This window comes from Pseudonocardia bannensis (genome assembly GCF_012911875.1).
In the GTDB taxonomy this organism is placed as follows: domain Bacteria; phylum Actinomycetota; class Actinomycetes; order Mycobacteriales; family Pseudonocardiaceae; genus Pseudonocardia; species Pseudonocardia bannensis.
The window spans coordinates 19,805-40,265 of the sequence record NZ_JAAXKZ010000002.1 but is presented as its reverse complement, the minus strand read 5'-3'; the positions used below and the strand labels follow the sequence as shown (position 1 = coordinate 40,265).

Annotated in this window: 19 protein-coding genes and 3 pseudogenes; 11 read left to right on the top strand and 11 right to left on the bottom strand. The window is 74.3% G+C overall.

The window, feature by feature from the left end; all coding sequences use genetic code 11:
- Positions 1-3 precede the first annotated feature (3 nt).
- Together HF519_RS00985 and HF519_RS00980 are read right to left on the bottom strand one after the other, a co-directional pair.
- The gene (locus HF519_RS00985; RefSeq protein WP_169409685.1) at positions 4-1,089 is read right to left on the bottom strand and encodes a flavin-containing monooxygenase; all 1,086 of its coding nucleotides are present in this window, start codon (positions 1,087-1,089) and stop codon (positions 4-6) included.
- Between the two features lie 133 nt (positions 1,090-1,222).
- Complete coding sequence (locus HF519_RS00980; RefSeq protein WP_246242063.1) at positions 1,223-2,218, bottom strand: threonine ammonia-lyase; 996 nt, start codon at positions 2,216-2,218, stop codon at positions 1,223-1,225.
- A 56-nt stretch (positions 2,219-2,274) separates the two neighbouring features.
- Here HF519_RS00980 and HF519_RS33165 point away from each other — a divergent pair.
- Together HF519_RS33165 and HF519_RS33160 are read left to right on the top strand one after the other, a co-directional pair.
- A pseudogene (locus HF519_RS33165) lies at positions 2,275-2,667 on the top strand (hypothetical protein); the annotation flags it as partial.
- Positions 2,559-2,960 (top strand): annotated as a pseudogene (locus tag HF519_RS33160) (hypothetical protein); the annotation flags it as partial. The pseudogenes HF519_RS33165 and HF519_RS33160, both read left to right, overlap by 109 nt.
- 235 nt (positions 2,961-3,195) lie before the next feature.
- Here HF519_RS33160 and HF519_RS00970 read toward each other — a convergent pair.
- The 3 genes from HF519_RS00970 to HF519_RS00960 are packed head-to-tail and all read right to left on the bottom strand — an operon-like array spanning position 3,196 to position 7,309.
- Entirely contained in the window at positions 3,196-4,905 is a 1,710-nt protein-coding gene (locus tag HF519_RS00970) for a glycerol-3-phosphate dehydrogenase/oxidase (protein WP_169409684.1), read from the bottom strand.
- A 31-nt stretch (positions 4,906-4,936) separates the two neighbouring features.
- Entirely contained in the window at positions 4,937-6,454 is a 1,518-nt protein-coding gene (glpK, locus tag HF519_RS00965; RefSeq protein WP_169409683.1) for a glycerol kinase GlpK, read from the bottom strand.
- An 18-nt stretch (positions 6,455-6,472) separates the two neighbouring features.
- Complete coding sequence (locus tag HF519_RS00960) at positions 6,473-7,309, bottom strand: MIP/aquaporin family protein (protein WP_169409682.1); 837 nt, start codon at positions 7,307-7,309, stop codon at positions 6,473-6,475.
- A gap of 133 nt (positions 7,310-7,442) precedes the next feature.
- Here HF519_RS00960 and HF519_RS00955 point away from each other — a divergent pair, with 133 nt between their 5' ends.
- The 4 genes and pseudogenes from HF519_RS00955 to HF519_RS33470 all read left to right on the top strand — a co-directional run bounded on the left by HF519_RS00955 (position 7,443) and on the right by HF519_RS33470 (position 10,591).
- Positions 7,443-8,207, top strand: a complete 765-nt coding sequence (locus tag HF519_RS00955; protein ID WP_169409681.1) for an IclR family transcriptional regulator — start codon at positions 7,443-7,445, stop codon at positions 8,205-8,207.
- Positions 8,208-8,237: 30 nt separating this feature from the next.
- Positions 8,238-9,785, top strand: coding sequence for a glycerol kinase GlpK (gene glpK, locus HF519_RS00950; protein WP_169409680.1), 1,548 nt, complete (start codon positions 8,238-8,240; stop codon positions 9,783-9,785).
- Between the two features lie 58 nt (positions 9,786-9,843).
- Positions 9,844-10,257 (top strand): hypothetical protein, encoded by a 414-nt coding sequence (locus HF519_RS00945; protein WP_169409679.1) that lies wholly within the window; start codon positions 9,844-9,846, stop codon positions 10,255-10,257.
- Positions 10,155-10,591, top strand: a pseudogene (locus HF519_RS33470) (helix-turn-helix domain-containing protein). Before HF519_RS00945 ends, HF519_RS33470 begins: the two are co-directional and overlap by 103 nt.
- Before the next feature lie 14 nt (positions 10,592-10,605).
- Here the strand turns inward: HF519_RS33470 and HF519_RS00935 are convergent.
- Both HF519_RS00935 and HF519_RS00930 read right to left on the bottom strand, forming a co-directional pair.
- A complete protein-coding gene (locus tag HF519_RS00935) occupies positions 10,606-12,642 on the bottom strand; it encodes a tetratricopeptide repeat protein (protein ID WP_169409678.1) in 2,037 nt (678 codons plus the stop codon).
- The gene (locus HF519_RS00930; protein ID WP_169409677.1) at positions 12,639-13,367 is read right to left on the bottom strand and encodes a hypothetical protein; all 729 of its coding nucleotides are present in this window, start codon (positions 13,365-13,367) and stop codon (positions 12,639-12,641) included. The genes HF519_RS00935 and HF519_RS00930 overlap by 4 nt, the downstream gene beginning before the upstream one ends.
- A gap of 104 nt (positions 13,368-13,471) precedes the next feature.
- Here HF519_RS00930 and HF519_RS00925 point away from each other — a divergent pair, with 104 nt between their 5' ends.
- From HF519_RS00925 to HF519_RS00915, 3 genes are all read left to right on the top strand, one after another.
- A complete protein-coding gene (locus tag HF519_RS00925; RefSeq protein WP_169409676.1) occupies positions 13,472-14,200 on the top strand; it encodes a Crp/Fnr family transcriptional regulator in 729 nt (242 codons plus the stop codon).
- Positions 14,201-14,278: 78 nt separating this feature from the next.
- Positions 14,279-15,745: a hypothetical protein gene (locus tag HF519_RS00920; RefSeq protein WP_169409675.1), complete on the top strand. Its 1,467-nt coding sequence runs from the start codon at positions 14,279-14,281 to the stop codon at positions 15,743-15,745.
- Positions 15,742-16,026, top strand: a complete 285-nt coding sequence (locus HF519_RS00915; RefSeq protein ID WP_169409674.1) for a hypothetical protein — start codon at positions 15,742-15,744, stop codon at positions 16,024-16,026. The genes HF519_RS00920 and HF519_RS00915 overlap by 4 nt, the downstream gene beginning before the upstream one ends.
- 20 nt (positions 16,027-16,046) lie before the next feature.
- Here the strand turns inward: HF519_RS00915 and HF519_RS00910 are convergent, their stop codons facing one another.
- Positions 16,047-17,231 carry an NB-ARC domain-containing protein gene (locus tag HF519_RS00910; RefSeq protein ID WP_169409673.1) on the bottom strand — a complete coding sequence of 395 codons (1,185 nt, stop codon included), beginning with the start codon at positions 17,229-17,231 and terminating at the stop codon, positions 16,047-16,049.
- Positions 17,232-17,434: 203 nt separating this feature from the next.
- On the opposite strand from HF519_RS00910, the gene HF519_RS00905 reads away from it, so the two are divergent.
- Positions 17,435-18,439 (top strand): TerC family protein, encoded by a 1,005-nt coding sequence (locus HF519_RS00905; protein WP_169409752.1) that lies wholly within the window; start codon positions 17,435-17,437, stop codon positions 18,437-18,439.
- Positions 18,440-18,489: 50 nt separating this feature from the next.
- Positions 18,490-18,705 (top strand): FDXHR family putative zinc-binding protein, encoded by a 216-nt coding sequence (locus tag HF519_RS00900; protein ID WP_169409656.1) that lies wholly within the window; start codon positions 18,490-18,492, stop codon positions 18,703-18,705.
- A gap of 18 nt (positions 18,706-18,723) precedes the next feature.
- On the opposite strand, the gene HF519_RS00895 is transcribed toward HF519_RS00900, so the two are convergent.
- Genes HF519_RS00895 through HF519_RS00885 form a run of 3 tightly spaced genes read right to left on the bottom strand, consistent with a single transcriptional unit; the run spans position 18,724 to position 20,350 of the window.
- Positions 18,724-19,044: a putative quinol monooxygenase gene (locus HF519_RS00895; RefSeq protein ID WP_169409672.1), complete on the bottom strand. Its 321-nt coding sequence runs from the start codon at positions 19,042-19,044 to the stop codon at positions 18,724-18,726.
- Positions 19,041-19,322, bottom strand: a complete 282-nt coding sequence (locus tag HF519_RS00890) for a nitroreductase/quinone reductase family protein (RefSeq protein WP_169409671.1) — start codon at positions 19,320-19,322, stop codon at positions 19,041-19,043. The genes HF519_RS00895 and HF519_RS00890 overlap by 4 nt, the downstream gene beginning before the upstream one ends.
- The gene (locus HF519_RS00885; protein WP_312859824.1) at positions 19,319-20,350 is read right to left on the bottom strand and encodes an asparaginase; all 1,032 of its coding nucleotides are present in this window, start codon (positions 20,348-20,350) and stop codon (positions 19,319-19,321) included. The genes HF519_RS00890 and HF519_RS00885 overlap by 4 nt, the downstream gene beginning before the upstream one ends.
- Positions 20,351-20,461: the final 111 nt, after the last annotated feature.

Here is a 20,461-nt window from a genome sequence, read left to right as displayed (position 1 = left end):
GGGTCAACCGGTGCGGTGGAACGCCGTGCCGGCCGCGCCGACCGTCCCGCGCAGCCGGGTCAGCACGGCACGGGCGGCCGCCCGGCCCGCCCGGTTCGCGCCGATCGTGCTGGCCGACGGGCCGTAGCCGACGAGGTGCACCCGCGGGTCGGCGACGGCGGCCGTGCCGTCGAGCGCGATCCCGCCCCTGGGGCCGCGCAGCCGCAGCGGCGCGAGATGCCCGAGGGCCGGGCGCCAGCCCGTGCACCACAGGATCGTGTCGGCGGGCTCGATCGTCCCGTCCGCCCAGGCCACACCGCCGGGGGTGATCCGCTCGAACATCGGGCGCCGGTCGAGCACACCGGCATCGCGCGCGGCCCGCATCGCCGGGGTGAGCGGCAGGCCGGTCACGCCGACCACGCTCGCCGGGGGCAGGCCCGCGCGGACCCGCTGCTCCACCAGGGCGACCGCGGCACGGCCGGCGGCGTCGTCGAAGGGGCCCTCGCGGAACTCCGGCGGACGCCGGGTCACCCAGGTCGTCGCGGCGGCGTGCGGGGCGATCTCCAGGAGCAGCTGCACCGCCGACGTGCCGCCGCCCACCACGACGACGCGCTCCCCGGTGAAGTCCTCGGGGCCGCGGTAGTCGGCGGTGTGCGGCTGGCGACCGTGGAACGTGCCGGCGCCCGGGTAGGAGGGGCGGAACGGGCGGGTCCAGGTGCCGGTCGCGTTGATCAGGGCGCGGGTGCTCCAGGTGCCGGCATCGGTCTCGACGAGCAGGTCCGGCCCGTCGCCGCGTACCGCGCTCACCCGGACCGGGCGGCGGACCCGCAGATCGAACGCCCGCTCGTAGGCGTCGAAGTACTCCGGCACCACCTCGGCGGCCGGCCGGGCCGGATCGTCCGGCGCGAACGGCAGGCCCGGCAGGTCGTGGATCCGGTGCGCGCCGTCGACCCGCAGCGTCGGCCACCGGTGCCGCCACGCACCGCCCGGGCCGACCTCGCCGTCGAGCACGACGAAGCCCGGGCCCGGTTCGAGGCCGCCCCGGCGCAGGCCGTACGCGGCCGAGAGTCCGGCCTGCCCGGCCCCGATGACGACCACGTCCGCATACACGCCCTGTGCAACACCGCGGGGCTCTCCCGCAGTCCGCGGCCCGGTCGTCCGGGCAGGGGCGGAACGAGGTCACAGCGAGCCGGCGGTGATCCACCGGCCGGACGCGCGCGGCGGCCGGTCCGGCGGCGCGGGCTCAGGCCCCGGCGGTGCGGGGCGGGAACGGCACGGAGCCGAAGCGCTGCACCCAGCCGGCCACGTCGGCCGCGGTCACGTTGCCGCCGCAGACCACGAGGCCGAGCCGGGCGTCCGGGCCGACCCGGTCGAGTACCCGGTGTGCCGCGAGCACGAGGCACCCGGCGGCGGGCTCGGTCCACACCTTGGCCTGCTCGGCCAGCGTCAGCACCCCGCGGACGGCGTCGGCGTCGGAGACGACCAGGACGTCGCAGACCAGGGCGGCCACGTGGTCGTAGGTGAGCTGCGAGACGCTCGGAGCGCTGAGCGTGCTGGCGATGGACGACAGCGCGACGGGCACCGGCCCGCCGACCGCCCGCGCGGCCGACATCGCGTCGGCGCCCTCGGTCTCGACGCCCCACACCCGCACCTGGGGTGCGAGCGCCCGGAACGCCGCTGCGACCCCGGCGATCAGCCCGCCGCCGCCGATGCTGACCAGCACATCGGTGAGCCCGGGTGCGTCGGCGACGAGCTCCGCGCCGACGGTGCCCTGGCCGGCGATGACCACCGGGTCGTCGAACGGGTGCACGAGGGTCAGTCCCTCGCCGACGAGCCGTTCGGTGAGTGCGAAGGCGCCCGCCATGTCCGGGGTCAGCCGCACGGTCGCCCCTGATGCGCGGGCCGCGTCGATCGAGCGGGCCGGTGCCGACTCCGGCATGACCACCGTCGCCGCCACCCCCATCGACCCGGCCACGTCGGCCAGCGCCACGCCGTGGTTGCCGCCGCTGACCGCGACCACCCCGGCCGCCCGCTCGGCGCCGGACAGCGACAGCAGTTTCGCCACCGCACCCCGCGGTTTGAACGAGCCGGTCCGCTGCAGCAGCTCCAGCTTGACCGTGACCGGCACGCCGAAATGCGCGCTCAGCCCCGGACTCGGCAGGGTCGGCGTGCGCAGCACGTGGCCCGCGATGCGGTCCGCCGCCGCGGTGATCTCCTCGATGCCGACCAGTTCGCCCATGCCCCGCACGCTATCCCGGTCCGGAGTTCGCGTTCGCGTGCGTTCCGCTGCGACCGATGGAGCAATCCGGATGTTGTTCGGCCCATTCCCCGCCACGACCCGTCATCCCCTTGGGCCTGATGCCGGTGGCCTGGTACGGATCCGAGGAGCAGAAGGAGCGTTTCCTGCGCGCCGCGACCTCGGACCCGAGCGGCGAGTACCTGGGCGGTTGGACCGCGAGCGAGCCGCCGGGCAATCCGAGCGGCACCGCGAACTTCGACATCCCGCTGCCCCGGCCGGCCGGTGTCGGGCTCACCGCGACCCGCGACGGCGACCACTACGTCCTCAACGGCCGCAAGTACTGGCCGTCCTCGGCCGGCTGGGACGAGCAGGGGGTGAACGCCCAGACCGTCATCGTCCGCACCGACCCCGAAGCAGGCGGGACCGAGGGCCTCTCGGCGATCGTCGTGGAGCGCGGCACGCCCGGAGTCACGTACAAGTACACCGACAAGGAGGGCCACCGTCTCACCTCGAACGCCGCGGTCGGGGTGGCTCGGGCCGCCTACGAGAAGGCGCTCGACTTCGCCAGCAACAACACCGCCGGCACGCTCAAGCCGATCATCCACTTCCAGAACGTCGGTTACCTGCTGGCGACGTCGCATCGAAGATCGAGATGGGCCGGTACTTCACCTGGCGCGCCGCGGACTACCTGGACAAGCACGACCAGCACGCCGAACTCGTGGGCGCGATGAGCAAGATCCAGGTCACCGAGATGATGTTCGGCTGCGTGTACAAGTGCATGCAGCGCCGCCGCGTGCACGGCCTGCTCGCCGACCCGCTGTTCAACCCGCGAGCGATCATGGAGGACGACTTCGTGACGTTCGGCAAGCAGCACGAGGCGATCGGCACCGTCGTCCCTGACCGACGACACGGTGGCCCCCGGCGTTCCGCCCGGGGCCACCGTCACCGGCGGGGTCAGCGCAGGTCCGGGGCCGGAGTCAGGCCACCGGGACCACGTCCGGCGCGCCCATCCGGGCGGAGTCGGCCGTCGCGTCGTCGGGCATCCGCTGGCTCTCCCGCTCGGCGGCCACCCGTCCCTGGTAGTGCTCGATCTCCCGTTTGCGCTGTTCGTCGCTCCAGCCGAGCACGCCGCCCATCAGCGCGGCGGTGTCCTCGGCGGAGCCCAGGCCCCGGTCGAAGGTCTCGATCGAGATCCGGGTGCGCCGGGTCAGCACGTCGTCGAGGTGCCGGGCCCCCTCGTGCGACACGGCGTAGACGACCTCGGCCCGCAGGTGGTCGGGCGCCCCGGTCAGCGGCTCGCCCAGGGACGGGTCGGCGGACACGAGGTCGAGCACCTCGTGGATGAGCGTCCCGTAGCGGCCCAGCAGATGCTCGATCCGGGCCGGGTGCAGCCCGGTCCGGTCGGCCAGGACCTGCACCCCGTTGCGCAGCGCCTTGTAACCCTCGGCGCCGAGCAGCGGGACGTCCTCGGTGCACGACGGCGGCACCTTGCGGTCCATGCCGTGCACCGCCGCGTCGACGGCGTCCTTCGCCATCACCCGGTACGTCGTGTACTTGCCGCCGGCCACGACCACCAGCCCCGGGACGGGCTTGGCGACCGCGTGCTCGCGGGACAGCTTCGACGTCGAGTCGGACTCGCCCGACAGCAACGGTCGCAGCCCCGCGTACACGCCCTCGACGTCGTCGCGGGTCAGCGGCTGTTCGAGTACCGCGTTGACGTGGTCGAGCAGATAGTCGATGTCCGAGGCGCTCGCCGCCGGGTGGGCCTTGTCCAGCGACCAGTCGGTGTCGGTGGTGCCGATGATCCAGTGCCGGCCCCACGGGATGACGAACAGCACGGACTTCTCGGTGCGCAGGATCAGTCCGGACTCCGACATGATCCGGTCCCGGGGCACGACCAGGTGCACGCCCTTGCTGGCCCGCACGTGGAACCGGCCGCGCTCCCCGGCCAGGTCCTGCGTCTCGTCGGTCCACACGCCGGTGGCGTTGATGATCTGCTTCGCCCGGACCCGGATGCGGTTCCCGGTCTCGAGGTCGTGGACCTCGGCCCCGGTGATCCGGCCGCCCTCGCGCAGCAGGTCGACCACCCGGGCCCGGGAGGCGACGTGCGCCCCGTAGGCCGCCGCGGTGCGGGCGATGAACATCGTGTGCCGGGCATCGTCGACCTGGGCGTCGTAGTACTGGAGCGCTCCGACCAGGGCGTCGGAGCGCAGCGACGGCACGAGCCGCTTCGCCCCGCGCCGGGTCAGGTGCCGGTGGTGCGGCACCCCGCGGACCCGGCCGGACAACAGCCCCAAGGTGTCGTAGAGGGCGACACCGGCCCCGGCGTAGAGCCGCTCCCAGCCGCGGTGCTGCAGCGGGTAGAGGAACGGCACCGGGTGGACGAGGTGCGGTGCCAGCCGGTCGATCAGCAGCCCGCGTTCCTGCAGGGCTTCCGCGACCAGCCGGAAGTCCAGCATCTCCAGGTAGCGCAGACCGCCGTGGATGAGCTTGCTGGAGCGGCTCGACGTGCCCGAGGCGAAGTCCCGCGCCTCGACGAGCCCGACGCGCAGCCCGCGGGTGGCGGCGTCGAGGGCGCTGCCGGTACCCACGACGCCACCGCCGACGACCAGGACGTCGAGCTCGGCCGACGCCATGTCCTCCAGTGCGCGGCTCCGGGCCTCCGGGGAGAGCGGGACCGATCTCATGGTGTTCCTTCCGTGGTGCTTCGGTACCGGATCAGTCGACGTCGACCCAGTCGAGGGTGCGCTGCACGGCCTTCTTCCAGCGCGCGTAGGCGCTGTCGCGCTGCTCGGGGGTCCACGCCGGCTCCCAGCGCTTGTCCTCGTTCCAGTTCGCGCGCAGTTCGTCGGTCGAGTTCCAGAACCCGACCGCGAGGCCCGCCGCGTAGGCCGCGCCCAGGGCGGTGGTCTCGGCGACGACGGGTTTGCTCACCGGGACCCCGAGGACGTCGGCCTGGATCTGCATGCACAGGTCGTTGGCGGTGACGCCGCCGTCGACCTTGAGCACCTCGAGGTGCACACCGGAGTCGGACTCCATGGCCTCGGCGACGTCGCGGCTCTGGTAGCAGATCGCCTCCAGTGTCGCGCGCGCGATGTGTGCGTTCGTGTTGTACCGCGACAGCCCGACGATCGCACCGCGCGCGTCGGAGCGCCAGTACGGCGCGAACAGTCCGGAGAACGCGGGGACGAAGTAGACCCCGCCGTTGTCCTCGACCTGTCGGGCCAGCGACTCGCTCTTCTCCGCGCCGGAGATGATGCCGAGCTGGTCGCGCAGCCACTGCACGGCGGAGCCGGTGACCGCGATCGAGCCCTCCAGGGCGTAGACGGGACGGTCGTCGTCGAACTGGTAGCAGACGGTGGTGAGCAGCCCGGCCTTCGAGTGGACCAGCTCGTGGCCCGTGTTGAGCAGCATGAAGTTGCCGGTGCCGTAGGTGTTCTTGGCCTCTCCCGGGGCGAAGCAGACCTGCCCGACGGTCGCGGCCTGCTGGTCGCCCAGGTCGCCGGTGAGCGGGACCTCGCCGCCGAGCGGGCCGCTGTTCAGGGTGAGGCCGTACGGGTCCGGCGACGAGCTGGGCCGGATCGACGGCAACATCGCACGCGGGATGTTGAAGAAGTTCAGCAGCTGCTCGTCCCAGTCGAGGGTCTCCAGGTCCATCAGCATGGTGCGACTGGCGTTGGTGACGTCGGTGACGTGCACGCCGCCGCTCGTGCCGCCGGTGAGGTTCCACAGCAGCCAGGTGTCGGTGTTGCCGAACAGGGCGTCGCCGCGCTCGGCTGCCTCCCGTACCCCGTCGACGTTCTCCAGGATCCACTGGATCTTGCCGCCCGAGAAGTAGGTGGCCGGCGGCAGGCCCGCGACCTTGCGGATGACGTCACCGCGGCCGTCCCGGTCGAGGGCGGAGGCGATGCGGTCGGTGCGGGTGTCCTGCCAGACGATCGCGTTGTACAGCGGACGGCCGGTGCGCTTGTCCCAGACCACCGTGGTCTCACGCTGGTTGGTGATGCCCAGCGCGCACAGGTCGGAAGCCCCCAGGCCGGTCTTGTTCAGTCCGCTCCGCACGACGGCCTCGGTGCGGGTCCAGATCTCGATGGGGTTGTGCTCGACCCAGCCGGGCCGGGGCAGGATCTGCTCGTGCTCGAGCTGGTGGCGCCCCACCTCGTTGCCACTGTGGTCGAAGATCATGAAACGGGTACTGGTCGTGCCCTGGTCGATCGCGCCGACGAAATCGGCCATGATGTCGTCTCCCTCTCGTCAGGTCGGGTTCGCGGGGTTGCGTGACGGCTGCGGTTCGGCCGTGGCGGGACCCGGCTCCAGCGCTGCCTCGCTGGGCAGGAAGCGCTCGATGAGCAGGACGAACAGGCCGCCGCCGATGAGCCCACCGACGATCGGCGCGATGATCGGCAGCCAGAAGTACAGGTCTCCGTGCTGGTCGAACATGGCGGTGCTGTAACCGGTGATGAACTGGCCCAGCCGCGGGCCGAAGTCACGAGCCGGGTTGATGGCGTAGCCGGCGTTGGTGCCCCACGACATGCCGATGCCGACGACGAGCAGGCCGATGATGAACGGGGTCATGTTCGCGAGCGGTGGGTTGTTCACGGCCGAGACGAGGGCGAACACCACGAAGATGAGGATGGCCGTGCCGACGACCTGGTCGAGGAACGCGGTCGGGATACCGATGCCGTCCACGCCGTTGCCGGGCAGTGTCGAGAAGATCCCCTGGGTCTTGATGGTGTGGCCGGGGTCGACCTTGTTGATCGCATCGGCGTAGGTGGCGCGGACGATGAGCGACGCCACGAACGCGCCCGCGAACTGGGCCGCGATGTAGGGGAGGACCTTGCGCCACGGGAAGCCCTTGTAGGCGGCGAAGGCGATGGTGACGGCCGGGTTGATGTGGGCCCCGCTCAGCCGGCCGGCCACGTACACACCCATGGTCACGCCGATGCCCCAGGCCCACGCGATCGAGTCGTGGTCGCCGAGGCTTCCGTCCGGGGACGTCACCACTTGGGCGACCACCCCGGTGCCGAACAGGATCAGGATCATCGTCCCGGCGAACTCGGAGGACAACTCCCCGAGCAACGAGTTCCTCATCGAACTCTCCTTCCGGCTGCTGTGCGGTGTGCGTCGACGGTAGGAACGGGAATGTGATCCCGGCAACGGCGCTCGTTCGGCAATGTCGAACGCGCTTTGTCGAACAGATCACATTCGGGGTTACGCTGCGGTAGTGCCAGGCCCCATCCAGTCCATCGAACGGGCCGCGGCGATGCTCCGATTGCTGGGGAGCGCCGGCCGCCCCCTCGCTCTCGGTGAGCTGGCAGCCGCCCTCGATCTGCCCCGGCCGACCGCACACGGCATCGTCCGCACGCTGCGCGAGGTGGGTTTCGTCGACCAGGACGTCGCGTCGTCCTGCTATCGCATCGGATCGAGGCTGCACCGCCTCGGCACCGCCGGGTGGGACCGGCACGACCTACGGGCCCGGGCGATGAACTGGGCGGACTCGCTGGCCGGCAGCACCGGGTGCGCGGTGTACCTGGGCGTGCCGGCGGGCGCCGCCGTCAGCCTGGTGCACCACGTCTTCCGCCCCGACGGTTCGCCGCAGCGCCTGCGGACCAACTCCGAACACCCGCTGCACGCCACCGCACTGGGCAAGTGCCTGCTCGCCTTCGCACCGACCGCCACCCCGGCGCCGCGGGAACTGGACCTGGAGCGCTACACCGGCCGGACCTGCGTGACCGTCGCGGGGCTGGAGGCGCACCTGGCGTCGGCTCGCAAGCGGGGCTGCGCCACCGATGTCGGGGAGTTCGAGCCAGGCATCGGCGGGGCCGCAGTGCCACTGCGCAGCGCCGGGGGACTTGCCGTCGGCGCGCTCGGTGTCGCCGGGCCGATCGAGCAGTTGTTCGGTTCCGGTGGCGAACCGAGGCCCCGGTTCCTCGCGGAACTGTTCGGCGCCGCCCGGGAGATCTCCGCGGCGCTGGGGGCGACCTGGTGAGCGGCCGGTGAGGGTGGGGGAGGCGGTCCGGTGACCGAGCGAGTGATCGCGGCGATCGACCAGGGCACCACGTCCACCCGGTGCCTGCTGTTCAACCGCTCCGGCCGCATGGTCGCGGTGGCCCAGCGCGAGCACCGCCAGTACTACCCGCGTCCCGGGTGGGTCGAGCACGACGCCGAGGAGATCTGGCGCAACGTCACCCGCGTGGTGCCCGCGGCGCTGCAGCAGGCCGGCCTGCACCCGGAGAACATCGCCGCTCTGGGCATCGCGAACCAGCGGGAGACCACGCTCGTCTGGGACCGGCGCACCGGCACCCCGCTCGCCCGGGCGATCACCTGGCAGGACACCCGGACCGACGGGATCGTCGTGCAGCTGGCCGGTGACGGCCAGGCCCCGTTGTTCGCCGAGATCAGCGGGCTGGCGCCGGCCACGTACTTCGCGGGGCCACGCCTGCGCTGGCTGCTCGACAGCCTGCCCGGTGCCCGGGAGGGTGCCGAGGCCGGTGACGTCCTCTTCGGCACGATGGAGAGCTGGCTGATCTGGCGGCTGACCGGTGGTCCGGACGGCGGCCGGCACGTCACGGACGTGACCAACGCGAGCCGCACCATGTTGATGGACATCCGGTCGCTGGAATGGTCACCGGACCTGGTGGAGGTGCTGGGGGTGCCCCACCGGATGCTGCCGGAGATCCGGCCGAACGCGGAGGTGTACGGGACCGCGACCACCGTGCTGCCGGGGGTGCCGGTCGCGGGCGCGCTGGGTGACCAGCACGCCGCACTCGTCGGGCAGACCTGCTTCGCGCCGGGCGAGGCGAAGTGCACCTACGGCACCGGGGCGTTCCTGCTGATGAACACCGGGCCGCGGATCGCCGAGTCCACCCACGGGCTGATCCCGACCGTCGGTTACCTGCTCGGCGACGCGCCGGTGTACGCGCTGGAGGGCTCGATCGCGATGACCGGGTCGCTCGTGCAGTGGTTCCGCGACGCCCTCGGCATGATCAGCACCGCCGCCCAGATCGAGACACTGGCAGGCACGGTGCCGGACAACGGGGGCTGCTACATCGTGCCGGCGTTCTCGGGGCTGTACGCGCCGCGCTGGCATCCCGAGGCGCGCGGCGTGATGGTCGGCCTCACCTCCTACATCAACCGCGGGCATCTGGCCCGCGCGGTCCTGGAGGCGACCGGCTGGCAGACGCGCGAGGTCGTCGACGCGATGAACGCCGACTCCGGCCTGCCCGTGACCCGGCTCAAGGTCGACGGCGGGATGACGGCGAACCATCTGCTGATGCAGTTCGTGGCCGACGTGCTCGGCGTCCCGGTCGAGCGGCTGCTCGGGTCGGAGGCGGTGTCGCTGGGCGCGGCCTATGCCGCGGGGCTGGCCGTGGGGTACTGGGCCGATCTCGAGGTGCTGCGGGGGAACTGGCACCGGGCCGCCGCCTGGGAGCCGGCGATGGACGCCGAGCTGCGCCGTGCCGAGCACGAGAACTGGGGTCGTGCGGTCAACCGCAGCTACGGGTGGGCGCGTCCTGCCGAGGTCGGGCGCCGGGCGCCCACCCGGGGACCCGGCACACGGCCGTAGGCTCGTCGGCGGTGTTCGTGGGTACGGGGCGGGTCGAGCGTCGACCGGTAGGGGAGTCATGGGCCGGCAGAACTCGGGGCGGCGCGGCGGCGGCCGCAACGGAACGGCCGGCTGCACGGTCACGGTGTGCCGGGGCTGCTGCTGCGGCACCGAGCGCAAGCACCCGGGGGTCGACCACGCGGCCCAGGTGGAGCGGCTGACCGCCGGTGTCGGCGAGACCGGCCGGGTGCGGCTCAGCGACTGCCTGGATGCCTGCACCGACTCCAACGTGGTCGTGGTCGCTCCCTCGGCGCAGGGTCGGCTGACCGGAGCCCGGCCGGTGTGGCTGGCCGGGGTGCTGACCGCCGCCACCACCGACGAGGTGGTCGAGTGGGTGCGGTCCGGCGGTCCGGGTGTCGCGGACCCGCCCGGACTGCTCGATCTGAGCGTGTTCACGCCGTCGCGGCGGGTCCGCCAGGCCGTCGAGGACTGATCACCCCGCAGGGGCGGCCGCTGGCAGCGGGGCATCTCGACGTCGAGTGGCCCACCGAACCCCACCTGGTGCTCTGGCACGCCCTGTCGATCCTGCGCGAGCACCGCGGCGACGGACACATCGCCCTGCTGCTCGACGCGGGTCTGACCGGTCTCGAGGCGCTGATCACGGCCACCGCCACCGGCTCGAGGACGACACCGACCGGCTGGGCATCGGCCCGTGGGCGCACCTGGGGGCCGACGACGCGGCGCGACTGGCCGAGCTGGGCGGGACGCTGGTGCGGGCGCTGATCGCGGCCGGTTGCTTCCCCGACGGGGTGCTCGCCGGGCGCTGACGGCGCCCCGGGTCTCATCCCGGTCCGGGCCGCGCCCGGTCCGCGAGCGCGTGCAACGCGGCGAGCCGGTCGATCCCGGACACCCCGTCCGGGTCCTCGCCGAGCTCGGTGAGGGCCCGGATCGCCCGAGCCGCGGTCCCGTCGCCGGTGACCCGGGGCAACGCCTGATCCGGTGCCTCCGTGGCGGTCCCCTCGCCGGTGGCCGCGATCAGCGCCCGCCCGGCGAGCGCCGCGGCCGGGCCGGGCAGACCGCTTCCCACCTGCAGCCGGCCGTTGCGGACCAGCGCCGTCCAGCGCCGGGCCAGCGCGTCCCCGTCCGCGGCCAGCGTCGAGAGCGCCGCCCGGTAGGCGGCCGCGGCGCGGGTGCGGTCGCCTCGGTCGCGCTCGGTGTCCCCGATGTCCTGCCAGGCCGCGGCCGCGGCCCGGTGATGACCCAGCCGCTGGTAGGCCGCGAGCGCGGAGCGCAGGGCCTGGACGGCGAGGCCGGCGCGACCCCGCTGACGCCGGACCCTGCCCAGACCGCGCAGGGCGTGGGCGTGCTGCTCGGGATCGCGATCGGTGAGCAGCACGCAGGCCGTCCGGTACAGACGCTCGGCAGCGTCGAGCCGATCCCGCTCGGCGAGCACGTCGGCCACCAGCCGCACCGCATGGCCGCCCAGCCGCATGTCGTCCAGCCGCTCCGCCAGCTCGAGGGCGCGCGTCGCCTCCCGCAGCGCCGGTCCCCAGGCGCCGCCGCGGCGATGCACGGCGGCCGCACGCAGCCGGATCGCGGCCTCGCTCGCGTCATCACCGCCGAGCGCCGCCTCGTCGGCGGCCAGCGCGACGATCCAGGCCACGTCGACCGGTGGCTCGACCGACCGGGCCAGCGCCGCCAGCGACGCCCGGTCCTGCCGCCGGGCGGCGTCCGCCGCGAGCGCCAGCAGGTTGCGCTGCTCCGTGCCGAACCAGCCGGCCGGGCGGGCGGCCGGCCCGCGGCCGGTGGCGAGCTCCAGGTACCGCCGGCGCACCCCGGACGCGGCGGCCGGTGTCGCCCGGCGGACCGGGCCCGGGAGCGTGAACCGCCCATCCGGCAGCGAGGTCAGCAGCCGGCGCCGGCCCAGCTCGCCGAGCAGTTCTGCGGTGACGTCCGGCGCGTGCCCGGTGAGCGCCGCCAGCGTCGCAGCACCGATCTCCACCAGCCCGGCCTCGGCCGCGACCGCCAGCAGGTCGCGCGCCGGCGCGGGCGCCGTCGCGACGGCGAGCCCCGCCGCGGCGACCGCCGCCGCGGCGGGGCCGTCCGCCCGGGTCGCGTCGAGCGCGGCGTGCACGTCCGCGGGCGACGCCGCCGCCGCGGGCCCGCACCCGAGGAGCAGCAGGGCGAGCGGAGATCCCTGGCACCACCGGACCAGCGGCTCGACGTGTGCCGGGTCCTGCCAGGGCACCGGCGCGTCGCGGCCCAGCAGCATGGCCGCCGCCGGCGGGTCGAGACCCCGGAGCGGGTGGCCCGGGACGCCGTCGACGGTCAGCCCCGGCAACGGACCCCGGGCCGTCACCAGCGCGAAGGACGCCCCACCGGGCAGCAGGGCCCGCACATGCCGGGCGGCGCGGGCGCCGTCCAGCAGCACCAGCGCGGGCCGGGCGGCGAGCAGCGAGCGGTACAGCGCCGTCCGGTCGGCCTCGGCGGCCGGTACGTCCGGGTCGGCCACCCCCAGATCCAGCAGCAGCCGGCGCAGCGCCGGGCCGGGGTCCTCCCCTGCGTCGCCGAGCCGGGCGAGCAGCACCCCACCGGGGAACGCGGGGCCGTGGCGGCCGGCGACCGCGAGCGCCACGGCCGTCGTGCCGATGCCGGACGGGCCGTGCAACAGCACACCGGGCGGCCGGGCACGGCCCGTCAGGAGAGCGCCGAGGGCGACCGTCTCCGCCGACCGCCCGACGAGCGCCGGTGCGTCCGGGACCGTCGCGGGACCGGCGGGCTCCAGCACGATCCGCCCCACCTGAACGGCCACGTCGACCGGGGCGCCGACCTGCAGGGACAGGTCGATACCGGCCGGGGGACCGCCCGGCCCGGTCACCGGCGCGGTGGGGGCGGGTTGAGCACGAGACCCCCGTGCAGCACACCGGCCTGCACGATCGAGCCCACGTTCCCGCCGTCCGCGACGTCGATCCGCAGCCACGGCTCGGCCGCCGCCCGGGTGTGGACCGTCGCCGCGACGCCCGGTGCCCGGCCGTCGACGTGCAGCCACGCGTGCGCCGAGAACCACTTGGCCAGGTCCACGACGTGCACCGGCTCGAAGCCCCAGTCGGCGAGATCGACGCCACGCCCCAGGCCGGCCACGTCCTCGAACAGCGAATCGGACACGATGAGGCCCAGGTCGGACCCCGGGTGCTCGGCCAGCGCCGTGTGCAGCGCGGCGCTGGCGACCAGTCGGCAGGTGCGGATCACGGCGTGCCCGACGAAACCGTTCGGCCCGGGCCCGGCGTTCCCGGCGTGCGCGGCGACCCGTAACCGCATCCGGGGCCCGCCGCCCGCCGCGCGGTTCACCGAGCGCAGGCCCGCCCGCAGGGCCGTGAGGAACGCCGGCAGCGCCTCGGTCTCGGCGACGCCCTCGCCGAGGAGCGCGAGTTCCCCGTCCCCGGTCGGCTGCCGCGACACCGCGTACCGGGGAACACCGCTGGCGACCCAGGAGGCGTCCAGCAGGTCGACGATGCGTTCCTGGGCGCGTTCCTGGTCGGGCAGCGAGCGCCGGCTGTACCCCTCCAGATCGACGGCCACGCACAGCCGACGCGCACTCGTCATGATCATCCGCCCTGATCCGCGGCCGAGTTCTCCCCGTTCGGCACATTACGGAACCCGTCCCGGTCCCGATAGGTTCCGACGGCGCAGGTGGGGAGGGGTACCCGATGCCGACGACGACGCCCGCGGTGCTGGCCGGCCTGGGCCCGGTGGCCTGGGCGGAGCTGTGTGAGCTGGGACACGTCGTCAGCTACCCGGCCGGGGAGACGATCCTGCTGCAGGGTTCCCCGTCGGAGGCGATGCTGCTGTTGGAGGACGGGCTGACCGCCGTCAGCGTGTCCGACGCCTTGGGCCAGGACGTCTTCCTCGCCTTCCGCGGCGCCGGAGATCTGGTCGGGGAGTTCGGGTGTCTCGATGGACGGCCGCGCTCGGCGACCGTGCGTGCGGTCGCCCCGACCCGGTGCCGGGTCTTCCACCGGTCACCGCTCGACCGCTTCCTGGCCCGCCGGCCGGAGGCGTACCGGGCGGTCACGAACGCGGTGATCGACAAGATGCGCCGGGCCACCGACCGGCGCATCCGCTACGCGCAGGGCCGGCTCGGTGACCGGGTCGGCTGGGTCCTGCTCGACCACGCCGCGGAGTTCGGGCGGGCCGGCGACGTCGGTGTGATCGTCATCGACGTCCCGCTGTCCCAGGTGCGCATCGCCGACCTCGTCCGGGCCCGCCCGCGCATCGTGGGCCAGCAACTCGCGGCGCTGGTGCGCGCGGGTGCCATCGACACCGGGTACCGGTCGTCCCCGCGCCGGTTGAAGATCCTCGACCAGGATCTGCTGCGCCGGCGACTCGTCCAACCAGAGGGCTCTGATGTCGCACCCGTGCCATACCCGTCCCGCTGATCTCGCCGACGATCTGGCAGTCCCGCCGGCCCCGGTGGTGGGCCTGGCTCATCCGGAGGATGTCGAGGCAGCCGTGCGATGACCGGTCCGCTGTGTGCCGGATTGGCCGACGTCATCGCGGCCGGGCTCGACAGCGCCGGATCGGGGCCCACCGCCGACCGGCTGCGGGCCTGCCTGGAGGCGCTGGCCGAGCGCGCCCCTCGGCTCGCTGTCGTGGGCCGGCACTCCGACGGCGTGTCGACGGTGGTGGACACCGTCCTCGGGACGCGGAGGGCCGCGGTCGGCCGGGTCCCGACCGCGTCGGTGGCCGGCTGGTTCCGCTACGGCGACCCCGGTGTGCTCCGGGCGATCCTGCGGAACGGCGATGCGCGTGCGACCCGATGGGATGACTCGGCGCCGCTGCCCCCCGACCTCACCGGGCTGGGCCTGGCCGTGCGCGAGGTCGAGCGGATCGTGCTGCGGGCACCGATCGACGCGCTCCGCCACTGGACGGTGATCGACGTACCCGGGATGCGCCCCGACCACGGGGATGTCCCTCCGGTGCTCGACGAGGCCGACGCGGTACTGCTCGTGCTGCCCGAGCCGGCCGCCGGTCTGGAGCCGGCTGTCGCCTCCGTCCGGCGGTTCGCCCTGGCCGCCGGCCTGACCGCGGTCAACACGGTCGGTGTGCTCACCCGGCCGGAGCGGCTCGCGGTGGCCGACGCGGATCCCTGGCCGGCCGCCCGGCAGGTGGCCCGGGCCTACGGCGAGCGGCTGCACGGTCTCCTGGTCGACCCGGTCCCGGTGGCCGGTCTGCTCGCCGCCGCGGCGCTGCCCGGCGGGTTCGGTGAGGACCACGCCCGCACGGTGCGCACGTTGCGCGCCGCGGACCCGCAGCGGCGTGCCCTGGCCCTGGCCGACGAGTGGGAGTTCCGCGACTGGGCCGACGGGCCGGTCGGCCGGCAGGACCGGCTCCGGCTCGTCGAGGTGATCGGTGTGTACGGGATCCGGGAACTGGTCGCGGCCGGCGCCGACGACGTGGCCGCCTCGCGGGCGGTGCTGTGGGAACGCTCGGGGGCCGCGGCGCTCGTCGCCCGCGTGACGGGCCCCCTGCTGGCCGCCGGCGACCGGCTGCGGTGCGCCCGGCTGCTGAGGGTGGCGGAGCGGGCGGTGCGCGCCGCCGGGCCCGACAGGGCCCGCGGACTCGCCGCCCTCGGCGGTGAGCTCGCCGCCTACCGCAACCAACCGGAGCTCGCACAGGTCCGGCTGGCCGGCGCGCTCACCGACCTGCTCAGCGGGCGCTGCACGCTGCCCGCCGCCGACGCCGCCGCCCTCGAGATGCTGGCCACCGGCGTGCACGCCGCCGACTGCCTCGGCCTTCCCGCCGACGCCGATCCGGGGCTCGTCGCCGAGACCGCCCGCAAGGCGGCCGCGCACTGGTCGGCCTGGGAATCGGCCGACGTGTCACAGCGGCTCAGGAACCACGTGCGGGCGGCGCGTGAACTGGCTCAGCGCCTGGCCCGCTCCGCTGCCGGCCCCGACCCCCATCGAGAGGACGACGGATGACGAACCCAGACCCGGGCTCCGGACCCGAGGACGACCTCGCCGCGCTGCTCGCGCTGCTGGGACACGACGGTGCGGCGGCACCGGCGTCGTGGTTCGGCGGCGATGCGCGCACGCGCCGCGCGGACACGTCGTTCGGGGAGTCCGAACGGGCTGCGGTCGGGTCGGCGACCGGGTTGGCGGTGTGCGGCCACTCCGGCGTCTTCGCGGGCGTGGCGCATTGCTGGTTCGCCCGCGACGGCCGGGTGTACGACCCACACGGGAACCCTCTCGGCGCCTGGTGAGGCGCCTCGGGCGGGCGCGGTCAGCGAGACGGCCGCCCGCCCAGCGGAGCCAGGTGGCCGGGGTGGCACGTGCGGTCGGCACGGTGGCCCACCCGCTGGTGAGCCAGCCGGCGCCGGGCGGCGGCCACGGCGACCGGTGGCTCGGCCGCGCGCAACCGCTGGCCGGCGTAGGTGTGCAGCAGATCGTGGAGCCGGTACCGGTGCTCGCCGGCCGCCGGTACGGCGTCCACCAGGTGCGCCGCGTCCAGCCGGTCCAGGAGCGGCGCCACGACCTCGGGCGGGCCGCCGGCCAGCGCAGCCGCGCAGCCGGTCGTCAGGTCGCACGGCGGGACCGCGCCGAGGCGCCGGAACACGATCCGTTCGGCGGGGCCCAGGCGGTCGTAGGAGACGCCGAACCTCGTTCCGAGCGCTTGATCACCGGCCCGCAGCTCGCACAGGGTCCGGGGCTCGCCGGACAGCAGCGTGCCGAGCCGGGCAGGTGACAGGTCGGGCTCGTCCGCCAACCGGGCCGCGGCGATGCGCAGAGCGAGGGGGAGCCCGGTGCAGAGCCGGACCAGTTCGGCCCACGTCCCGGGGCCGCCGGGAAGCCGGGCGGCGGTGGTGAGGAGCCGGTGCGCGTCCGCGGCGTCGAGGTCCCCGAGCCGCAGCCGGGCCACCGGCACCAGGTCAGGCAGGGCCGCCCGCGACGTCAGCAGCGCGAACGAGTGGCCGGCGGCCGGCAGCAGCGGGAGGACCGGGTCCGCGGTGGCGACGTCGTCGAACACCACCAGCGCGCGGCGCTCGCCGAGCGCCCGGTGGTAGGCCGCGAGTCGCCGGTCCGGGCTCCTCGGTACCTCGGCCACGCCGAGCGAACGCAGCAGCCGTCCCGCCAGTTCGTGCGTCGTCGGAGGCCGCCCCGGTTCGACCCAGAGGACACCGTCTCCGAACAACTCGGCGAGCCGGTGGCCGGCCTCGACGGCCAGCGCCGTCTTCCCCACGCCGGGCCGCCCGGTGACGAGCAACCCCCGGGGGCTCCCGGCCGGTGCGGCGGCGCGGGCGATCGCGGCGATCTCCGCGATGCGACCGACGAACCCGGTCGGTCGCGGGGGCAGCTCCACAGGACGCGGCGTCCCGGGGCGGGCCGTCCGCAGCACGAGCTCGCCGGTCTGCAGGACGACACCGGCCGGCGCGTCGATCCGGGCCCGGGCCACGAGGGTCTGCTGCATCGGTGTGTGGCTCGCCCCGGGGGCCGGATCGGGCGACGGGAACACGAGACGGATTCGGTCCTCCGCCGGGGAGCGTTAACCCGGCGGGCGATGTGCGTTGTTCTTCCCCTTCAGCGGCATCGTCCGGATCTGCCTAGGGTGATGAGCCGACAAGGGTGCCAGGTCGCGTGGGCACGCGACGGGACGAGACGGCGGAGGTAGCGGTGCTGGAAGTCAGCGGACTCGCGTGGGCGGTGACGATCGGTGTGATCGTCGGGCTGCTCGCGCTGGATCTGACCCTGGCGGCGTTACGGCCGCACCGGGTGGGATTCAAGGAGGCCGTCGCCTGGTCTGTGTTCTACATCCTCGTCGCGATCGCGTTCGGGGCGGTGTTCACGATGATCGCGGGCGGTGGGTTCGGCACCGAGTACTTCGCCGGCTACATCGTCGAGAAGAGCCTCTCGGTCGACAACCTGTTCGTCTTCGTCATCATCATGACCACGTTCGCGGTGCCCGAGGAGCACCAGCACAAGGTGCTGACCTTCGGCATCATCCTCGCGCTGCTCATGCGCGCGGTCTTCATCGTCGTCGGCGCGACGCTGCTCAGCCTGTTCTCCTTCATGTTCCTCGTCTTCGGGCTGCTGCTGGTGGTCACCGCCGTGCAGCTGTTCCGGCACCGCGACGAGGACCCGGATCCGGACAACGCCGTGGTCCGCGTGTCCCGCCGGGTGCTGCCCGTGACCGACGATTTCGTCGGCGGCAAGCTCGTCACCAAGGTCGACGGCAAGCGGATGGTCACGCCGCTGCTCATCGTGCTCATCGCGATCGGCAGCGCCGACCTGCTGTTCGCGCTCGACTCGATCCCCGCGGTGTTCGGCGTGACGGAGGAGCCGTTCATCGTCTTCACGGCCAACGCGTTCGCCCTGCTCGGTCTGCGGGCGCTGTACTTCCTGGTCAAGGGTCTGCTCGACCGGCTCGTCTACCTGTCCACCGGGCTGTCGCTGATCCTGGCCTTCATCGGGGTGAAGCTGATCCTGCACTGGGCGCACGAGGACATCAGCACCGCGGTGCCGGAGATCTCCACGCCGGTCAGCCTCGGTGTCATCGTCGTCGTGCTGACGGTCGTCACGGTGGCGAGCCTGGCGAAGACCCGCAAGGACCCGGAGGCGAAGGCGCACGCCGGGTCGCTGCGGGCGCGCAAGCAGAGCCGGGTCGAGGAGCGGGGCTGACGCCACGGCCCCCCGCGGGAACTGTCGGGGGCCGTACCTACGCTACGGCCGTGCCTCGTGACGACCCCCGCAACCACCGGATCCGGTGCCGCTGCGGTGCCAGCTGGATGGGTCCGGTGCGCGCCCACTGCGCGGCGCGGCCCGACTGTCACCGCACGTTCGACGACATCGAGCTGTTCGACGCCCACCGCCGCGGCGGCCGCTGCGCCGATCCGGGCACCCTGGGCCTGATCGGTACCGGTGGGGTGTGGCGGCGCACGTCCTGACAGCGCGCCGCCAGGGGCTCAGCGCAGCCCCGGGCCGCCCACCGGGGCCAGGTCGATGAGATCGGGCGGGCCGGCCAGAAGGGAGAGCACCCGCCCGATGCCGGCGTCGCCGAGATCCTGGGACAGCGCGGCGTCGGAGGCCTCCTGGCTCGTCCAGACCTCGGTCACCCACACCGTGTCGGCCTCGTCCGGCTCCCGGTTGATGATGTACAGCTCGCAGCCCGGGACGTCACGCAGTCCGTCGGCCACGTGGAGCAGCTGCTCGGCCAGGGCGTCGCCCTGCCCTGGCTGGGCGACCATCCGCACGTACCGCCCGATTCGTCCTTCGCGCTGGGTCATGCACCGACCGTAGGAGGCGACCCGTCGCGTCCCTGGACCGGGTCCAGGACGACGACCGGAATGGGCCGCCCGGTGCGCCGCTGGTAGCCGGCGTAGTTCGCGTGCGCCGCGGTGAGGCGCGACCAGAGGCGCTCGCGCCCGTCGCCGACCCCGGTGGTGGTCAGCTCGACGACCGGCATGCTCCCGGCCCGCCCCGGCGCCCGGCCCCTCGAAGCCCGGAAGATCCCGCGGTGGACGGCGTCGACCGCCTTCATCACGCGGTCCTCGACGTTGCTCATGGGGCCGGTGCGCCGTGCACGGTGCACGTCCTGTTCGCGGACGGGGCGACCTGGCTGGGCCGGCCGAGCCCGACGGCCGCCACCGACCCCACCGGCTCGCCGTGGCCGAGCACGTCGACCCGGCCCACCTCGTCGAGGACCGGCGCGTCGGCCCCCAGCGCGCGCAGCGCCGCGGCCACCACCACCGGCACCGGCCGCGCCGCGCCGTCCAACACCTTGAGCGCGACCGCGCGCCCGTCCGGCAGCGCCGCGGCGAACATGCCCTCGGCGCCGTCCTTGGCTATCAGTCCGGGGACGCCCTCGATCAGCCGGGTGACCGTGCGACCGGTTCCACCGAGCCACCACGGGTGGGCCCGGATCGCCGCCGCGACGCGGTGCTCGGGCGTTCCACCTTCCGCGGTCGCGATCCGGGCGAGGGCGCGGGCGAGGCCGCCGAGGGTGCAGGAGAACAGCGGTGCTCCGCAGCCGTCGACGGTGACGTGCGCGCGGGCGTCCGCGCCGTCCCCGGTCAGCTCGGCCACGGTGTCCCGGATGGCGCGCTGCAGCGGGTGGCCGGGGTCGCGGTAGGTCGCGGTGTCCCAGGCCGCGGCCACGCAGGTGGCGAGCATGGCTGCGTGCTTGCCCGAACAGTTCTGCGCGAGCGACGCCGCCGGGCGCCCCGCAGCCCGCCAGGAGACGGCCGCGGCCTCGTCCAGCGGCCGGCCGGGCGTGTTCTGCAGATCCCGCTCGGCGAGCCCGGCGCCGGCGAGCAGACGCGCGACGCCGGCGAGATGGGCGTCCTCCCCGGAATGGCTCGCGCAGGCCAGCGCGAGCAACTCACCGTCGAGGTCCAGGCCGGCGCGGAGCATGGCGACGGCCTGGACCGGTTTGAGCGACGAGCGCGGGAAGATCACGGTTGCCGGGTCGCCGCGGCGGACGGTGACGGTCCCGCTCGCGTCCAGGCCTGCGAGGTGCCCGAGGTGCACCGACTCGACCACGCCGCCCCGCACGACCCGCGCGATCGGTACCGCCTGCTCGTCGATCGACACGGGCGCCGACGCTACGCCGTGGTGGGGTCGGGCCGGCACCGGGTTCAGCGGGCCCGCGAGCCGCGTTCGGGTGCGCAGGCACCGGCTCGCCTCGCGTCGCGGGAGGGGCCG

Coding starts and splice junctions, on each gene's coding strand:
- HF519_RS00945 (WP_169409679.1), top strand. CDS start 9,844: ATGGGCCGGCAGAACTCGGGGCGGCGCGGCGGCGGCCGCAACGGAACG.
- HF519_RS00970 (WP_169409684.1), bottom strand. CDS start 4,905: ATGAGATCGGTCCCGCTCTCCCCGGAGGCCCGGAGCCGCGCACTGGAG.
- HF519_RS00895 (WP_169409672.1), bottom strand. CDS start 19,044: ATGACCCAGCGCGAAGGACGAATCGGGCGGTACGTGCGGATGGTCGCC.
- HF519_RS00925 (WP_169409676.1), top strand. CDS start 13,472: ATGCCGACGACGACGCCCGCGGTGCTGGCCGGCCTGGGCCCGGTGGCC.
- HF519_RS00890 (WP_169409671.1), bottom strand. CDS start 19,322: ATGAGCAACGTCGAGGACCGCGTGATGAAGGCGGTCGACGCCGTCCAC.
- HF519_RS00920 (WP_169409675.1), top strand. CDS start 14,279: ATGACCGGTCCGCTGTGTGCCGGATTGGCCGACGTCATCGCGGCCGGG.
- HF519_RS00930 (WP_169409677.1), bottom strand. CDS start 13,367: ATGACGAGTGCGCGTCGGCTGTGCGTGGCCGTCGATCTGGAGGGGTAC.
- HF519_RS00960 (WP_169409682.1), bottom strand. CDS start 7,309: ATGAGGAACTCGTTGCTCGGGGAGTTGTCCTCCGAGTTCGCCGGGACG.
- HF519_RS00910 (WP_169409673.1), bottom strand. CDS start 17,231: ATGCAGCAGACCCTCGTGGCCCGGGCCCGGATCGACGCGCCGGCCGGT.
- HF519_RS00980 (WP_246242063.1), bottom strand. CDS start 2,218: ATGGGCGAACTGGTCGGCATCGAGGAGATCACCGCGGCGGCGGACCGC.
- HF519_RS00915 (WP_169409674.1), top strand. CDS start 15,742: ATGACGAACCCAGACCCGGGCTCCGGACCCGAGGACGACCTCGCCGCG.
- glpK (WP_169409683.1), bottom strand. CDS start 6,454: ATGGCCGATTTCGTCGGCGCGATCGACCAGGGCACGACCAGTACCCGT.